Source organism: Marispirochaeta aestuarii (assembly GCF_002087085.1).
GTDB lineage: Bacteria > Spirochaetota > Spirochaetia > JC444 > Marispirochaetaceae > Marispirochaeta > Marispirochaeta aestuarii.
In genome coordinates this window covers 1-5,575 of record NZ_MWQY01000041.1, presented here as the reverse complement: position 1 = coordinate 5,575, position 5,575 = coordinate 1, and the positions used below count along the sequence as shown (strand labels likewise).

9 protein-coding genes are annotated in these 5,575 nt (G+C 44.3%); 4 read left to right on the top strand and 5 right to left on the bottom strand.

What is annotated here, in order from left to right; translation table 11 throughout:
- Window positions 1–259: 259 nt before the first annotated feature.
- Window positions 260–643 carry a hypothetical protein gene (locus B4O97_RS18900; protein WP_083053082.1) on the bottom strand — a complete coding sequence of 128 codons (384 nt, stop codon included), beginning with the start codon at window positions 641–643 and terminating at the stop codon, window positions 260–262.
- Window position 644: 1 nt separating this feature from the next.
- Entirely contained in the window at window positions 645–2,273 is a 1,629-nt protein-coding gene (locus tag B4O97_RS18895; RefSeq protein ID WP_083053081.1) for an RHS repeat domain-containing protein, read from the bottom strand.
- A 213-nt stretch (window positions 2,274–2,486) separates the two neighbouring features.
- Here B4O97_RS18895 and B4O97_RS18890 point away from each other — a divergent pair, with 213 nt between their 5' ends.
- The 3 genes from B4O97_RS18890 to B4O97_RS18880 all read left to right on the top strand — a co-directional run bounded on the left by B4O97_RS18890 (window position 2,487) and on the right by B4O97_RS18880 (window position 3,605).
- Window positions 2,487–2,870: a GxxExxY protein gene (locus tag B4O97_RS18890; protein WP_083053080.1), complete on the top strand. Its 384-nt coding sequence runs from the start codon at window positions 2,487–2,489 to the stop codon at window positions 2,868–2,870.
- Window positions 2,871–2,974: 104 nt separating this feature from the next.
- A complete protein-coding gene (locus B4O97_RS18885; RefSeq protein ID WP_083053079.1) occupies window positions 2,975–3,307 on the top strand; it encodes a type II toxin-antitoxin system RelE/ParE family toxin in 333 nt (110 codons plus the stop codon).
- Window position 3,308: 1 nt separating this feature from the next.
- On the top strand, window positions 3,309–3,605 hold the full coding sequence (locus tag B4O97_RS18880; RefSeq protein ID WP_083053078.1) for an addiction module antidote protein: 297 nt from the start codon (window positions 3,309–3,311) through the stop codon (window positions 3,603–3,605).
- A 310-nt stretch (window positions 3,606–3,915) separates the two neighbouring features.
- On the opposite strand, the gene B4O97_RS18875 is transcribed toward B4O97_RS18880, so the two are convergent.
- A complete protein-coding gene (locus B4O97_RS18875; RefSeq protein ID WP_143305829.1) occupies window positions 3,916–4,317 on the bottom strand; it encodes a hypothetical protein in 402 nt (133 codons plus the stop codon).
- A 162-nt stretch (window positions 4,318–4,479) separates the two neighbouring features.
- On the opposite strand from B4O97_RS18875, the gene B4O97_RS18870 reads away from it, so the two are divergent.
- Entirely contained in the window at window positions 4,480–4,869 is a 390-nt protein-coding gene (locus B4O97_RS18870) for a GxxExxY protein (protein ID WP_083053076.1), read from the top strand.
- 105 nt (window positions 4,870–4,974) lie between these two features.
- Here B4O97_RS18870 and B4O97_RS18865 read toward each other — a convergent pair whose 3' ends face one another.
- Both B4O97_RS18865 and relB read right to left on the bottom strand, forming a co-directional pair.
- A complete protein-coding gene (locus B4O97_RS18865; protein WP_083053075.1) occupies window positions 4,975–5,241 on the bottom strand; it encodes a type II toxin-antitoxin system RelE family toxin in 267 nt (88 codons plus the stop codon).
- Window positions 5,225–5,437 (bottom strand): type II toxin-antitoxin system RelB family antitoxin, encoded by a 213-nt coding sequence (gene relB / locus B4O97_RS18860; protein WP_083053074.1) that lies wholly within the window; start codon window positions 5,435–5,437, stop codon window positions 5,225–5,227. The genes B4O97_RS18865 and relB overlap by 17 nt, the downstream gene beginning before the upstream one ends.
- Window positions 5,438–5,575: the final 138 nt, after the last annotated feature.

Below are 5,575 nucleotides of genomic sequence, written 5' to 3'. Positions count from 1 at the left end.
CTCGACGTTTCTTTCTCCCGAATCTTCTTCCTTCTCTGACTTTTCAATGATCACACTTTTTCAGTTACTTTTTTTCCTTCATGCCGGTTCTTGTTTATACTCATCAAAGCTTCTCTACGAGCCCCGAACAAATCGTTGGAACTGACGCTGTCCTTTTTCAATAGACAGCGCAGCTCAACTTTCTCATTCGGTGTGATCAAACACCACTGCTGTACATCCTATAAACTTACGTTCTGTTGCTCGGACTTTACCAGACAATCTACATACTACTAATCGTTATGGAAACAGACCTTACAGGATCTCCGTTCAATCTAGGTAAAGAATTCAAGTGGTCTAGCAACATTTCATTCAAGCGCTGATTATCTATCATCAATTCTACCTCTGAAAACTCAATATTTGAGATAATATCTAATAAATAAATCTCAATACTCGAACTAACATAATCAACAATGAACATTTCAAGGGTATCACTTTCAATATTATCAGTTTGCGCTTTTGAAACATCCATTGAAAAATCAATTTCAAGTCTTATGTATTCATAATCATTTGTAAGACATAAAACAGAAGTATTTCCTGTATACGCATCTAAACACGATGTGAAAGCTATTAGTAGAAATAATACTATTATCAGATTTTTTTTCATTTTATTGCCTTATTTGTTGCCTCAATTTACATTGAGATATATGTTCCTTTTTTACAAAATCTCGTGTCTGGAAAAGAGAATTGTATTCATTAATAGCAATATCAATCCTCCGTGGAAGTGAATATACATTTGTCAATTCATCAATATATTCAGGGATTATGAAATTTATAACCTCATAGCCAGCTTTATCAGTGGGGCCAGGTATAAGTGGTGTAATAATACCTTCTTCAACTAAGCCATTAACTCTTTTATTGCTATGGTAGTATTCATTTACTAAATCCATTACCTCGAGCCGCTTATTCGCAACATCTTGTTCTAATCCAATAAGTTCTGAAAGTAATTCATCCATTTGTCCTTCAGAATATAGAATAAGAGCTGGCTGCACATCATTATAAAACTGGTCATCTTCTTCAGGAGTTCTCTTTCTTACTTGCGAATAAACATCCTGCCTATATTCCTCAAACTGTTCTTCGAATATACGATCCGTCATAAACGGATCTTCTAATTCTTCCCTTACGCCCTCCATCCCCGTCGGATCAACATACTTCACCGGATTATTACTCACATAGCTATACCAGTTCGTCGCCTCAACTATGCTGTATCCCTGTCTCGGCTTCCCGTCTTGTCCCATCGGATTCATCAACTGGTACCCCGCAGGGTCCCCACTCATCCACCTCGACGTCTTCGGATCCATATACCTGGCCCCGTAATAATACAGCCCGGTCTCCTCGTCATATTCCTTTGCGGTAAACCTAAAAGGTATGTAGTTATAACTTGCTGTAGCCTCATCTTCCTGTATCTCGATCCACATCTCACCGTAGGGGGTATACTCTATCCTCTCGTAGGGGTTTCCTTGCGGGTCGGTAATGCAGTGGGCGCTTCCCAGGTGGTCGGGGTGGTAATAATAGGTGTTGACGTCCTCATAGGGAGTCCCTCCGGTAGAAGGGTTGCTTAAGCGCGTTACGATGCGCTCCTTTCCCACGTAGATGTGCTTGGCCCGCCGGAAGCTGCCGGAGTCGGCGGTTTCGGTCCACCATTCGTTTAAGTAGAGGGTCTCGCCGCTTATGCCTTCGGTGTAGGAGCCGTCCCCTGCGTACTTGGTGGTACGTTTGCCGTCGGCGTCGTAGAGGTACTTCACGCTCTTTCCGTTGGAGGTCAGGACGCTCTTTAAGCGGTTCTCCGCATCCCAGCTGAAGCTGCGGATGTACTCGTTCTCGTTTCCGCTTTCCACTTCGTTGATAAAGCCGAAGGCCTGGTCGGCCCGGCGGACCTCCCCGATGGTGCTCAGGTTCGGGGCTTCATGGGCGGAGGACTGGCCTTCAGGCAGGGTTGATTCACGGGTTACATTCCCGTTGGCATCGTAGCTTTCACGATCATTTCTGTCACAGATTAGAGAAGTTATTGAACCACTGATCGGTATGGGGCAAGGCAGGGGGGCCCCGCTGATGGTGCATGTATGCGCAGGCAGGCGGTACGCTGATTGCTGTCGCGTATGTGCTGGAACCAGACTTTTCATATTTGAAACAGTGTAACAGAAAGAGAACAGATGGGAAATCCTCTTTTCTATATCTCTGTTATGCCCGACCCCATATACATCAGTGAACCGCTTCTCCGTTGTACCCAGTATCATCAGCGTTCATCAGCGGTTTAGTTTTCCTCTTCGCCTCCTCCTGTTCTTTCCAGTATACCTCCCCCCTGCGGTTTACTGCGTAAACCTTGGGCTTGCGATATCGCCTGTGGCGAATCGCTGGGGCATCATCGCCGTCAAGGGACGCTGTCGCTCTTCGCCCTGTGACTGCTCCTCGCTTGGCTGGTGTTTGTTAAGAAAAACAGGAGGTGCAGTATGGCACACATAGCTTTCAAGGAATTGTCTCATCAGGTGCTGGGAGCAGTCTTTTCGGTTCATAACATTTGTGGTCCCGGGCTTCTGGAATCTGCCTATCATGGGGCCCTGGTCATCGAACTTAAAAAACGGGGTATTCCCTTCTGTACAGAAAAAATCTATCCCCTCTACTACAAGGGCGAACTGGCAGGTGCCTACATCGCTGATCTTGTTGTTGCAAACAGCATCATACTGGAACTCAAATCAGTACGGCAGCTCACATCCGCCATGGAGGCACAGCTTATATATTACCTCCGTCTGTCCAAGGTTCCAGTTGGCTATCTTATCAACTTCCGCAACAGCAAAGTCGAGTGGCGCAGATTTGTGCAAACCGGGGACGGGTGAGCCGTCCCCCTTTTTAGTCGGTTACTTAAATGATGAAGGACGGACTTTGCCCGTCCTTCTTGTATTCTACTTGACGCAGTGTCGCTTTTGTGCGACACTATCCTATGATTGCTCAGCCTATAAGAATTGTTATCTTTCAGGATCCTACAAATAGCAAGGAACCTTTTGCTGAGTGGGTTTCCAGTATTGCTGGAACCGATCGTGCACGTATCTTCACTCGTTTGGATCGAGTTGAACAAGGAAATCTGGGCAATTATAAATCGCTTGGCGATAATCTCTTTGAATTGCGGTTTACCTTCGGACCTGGATACCGTGTTTATTTTGGGATGGAAGAGAAAAGCCTTATCCTGCTGCTTGCAGGCGGGTCAAAAAGTACACAGAACAGGGACATCAAGAAGGCACGCCAGTATTGGGATATTTACAGAAGGGAGAATTAGGATGCGAGAATATAGGAACTTTGTCAAAGATGTTGTAAAAGACTCAAACGAATCTTCGCTCTACCTGGAAGCAGCATTAGAAGAATATGAACACGATGGCAATCTGTCTGCTTTTCTTAAGGCCATACGTACAGTTGTCGATGCTCAAGGCGGCATGACTATTCTCGCTGAAAAAACTGAATTAAATCGTCAGCACCTTTATCGTTCTTTATCAGAAACAGGCAATCCCACTATCCGTACCTTAAATGCTGTTCTTCTTGCGCTTGGTTTAAAGCTAAGTATTCAGAAAGCGTCGTAATTAATTTATCTTGTTTTATTACAAGCGGCTGGTTAATACCCGGGGCGGGCCCCGTTAATGGGGTACTCTTCTATAATCCGCGCGAATCTGCCTGAAAACTGCGCGAATCAGCGGTATTATGAAGGACGGGCCGAACGGCCCGTCCTCATGAAATTTCTTCCTTCTCTGATTTTTCAATGATCACACTTTTTCAGTTACTTTTTTTCCTTCATGCCGGTTCTTGTTTATACTCATCAAAACTTCTCTACGAGCCCCGAACAAATCGTTGGAACTGACGCCGGTTTTTTTAAAACGGCGCGGCTCAACTTTCTCATTCGGTGATCTCAATAAATTCTACGGAAGATGATGCAAGAATGGTATCATTGTCGCTAAGTGCCAAAGTTTTGATCATATAATAATTTGGTATTATTGGCTCATATAAATCAATCGTTACTAAATCCATATTATTTTGTCCTATGTTTAGTTTGTTGAGATTACCCAAGTAAATTTTTCTTTTGTCTCCATGCAAACAGATAGACACTACTCTTTTAACAGAATTCATTTTTCCTTTCTCATTATCTGAACGATAAATATTAATCCTATACTTGGAAGCTATCGGAATATCGGATTCTATTTCAAGTTCAAGGTCCTTAAGTTGCCCATTAAAATTACTAGATATCATTATTTTGGGTGGATGAAATAGGAAAAATGTTCCCAAATCGAAAGATTTCACTGTAAAATCCGTACGAATCATGAAATCTGCGCGAATCTGCGGTATTCTCCTGTCTTTTTCATTGTACCCCCCGCTCGTCGCCGTCAAGGGACGCTATCGCTCTTCGCCCTGTGACTGCTCCTCGCTTGACAGGTGTTTGTTAAGAAAAACAGGAGGTTCTGTATGTCAGGGTTCATTCACAAGGAACTGTCAAACAAGGTTTTAGGGGCTGCGTTCAAGGTGCACTCCGCGTTGGGCGAAGGCTTGCTCGAAAAGGTTTATCAGCGGGCGTACATGCTGGAGCTCCAGGCCCAGGGGCTTTCCGTAGTACAGCAGGCGGCCTTCCCCGTCTTTTATCGCGGAGAGTCCGTCGGTACGTTCCGGGCCGATATGGTGGTAAACAATGCTATCCTCATCGAGCTTAAAGCTGTCTCGCAGGTTACTTCCGGTATGGAATCTCAGCTTTACAACTACCTTAAGCTCTCAAGCTTACAGGTCGGGTATCTGTTCAACTTTAATGCTCCGTCGCTCTACTACAAACGGTTGGTTAATACCCGGGGCCAGCCCCGTTAATGGGGTACTTTTCTATAATCCGCGCGAATCAGCGGTATTATGAAGGACGGGCCAAACGGCCCGTCCTCCTAAGTTTTCCGTCTCTACTTTTTCAAGGATCGGTAATTACTTATACACATCTTTACGATGTGCGATTGCTAAAGCTAATATTACCAGTTCTGTATCCAGTATTTGGCAGATAACTCGATAATCATTAATTCTATAGCGCCACAAGCCTTTTTTATCGCCGACAAGAGCTTTTCCCCGTTGCCGTGGATTATCGAGAGGGGCTATCTCATCTTCCAAATAATCCAAGATGGCTCGCTGCCATTGCCGATCTAATTTCTTTAATTGCCTCTCTGCTGTACCAGAAAAATCAATCGTCCAAGCCAAGCTCTTTTCTCACTTCCTTGATCGATTTCCGTGGTTCTTTCTTTTCCAGGACTGAAAGCGCAAGCAAATAATCTTCTCTATCTTCTAGATAGTTTTCTAATGCCTGTTTCACGTAAAAGCTTTTGCTCCTTCCCGTTTCTTTTGAAAGCTTGTTGAGCTTTTCTTCCATGTCAGGATCAAGTCTTACCGCAAGCATTCCCACCTCCATGTATTACAAGTATAACAAGATTTCAGAAACATGAAAAGAGCCATACTACACTCCACCGAATCGATCAATTGGTAACCGTCAATTAAACCCCACCTTATACCGGATAGCTGTATACCCTACAATCCT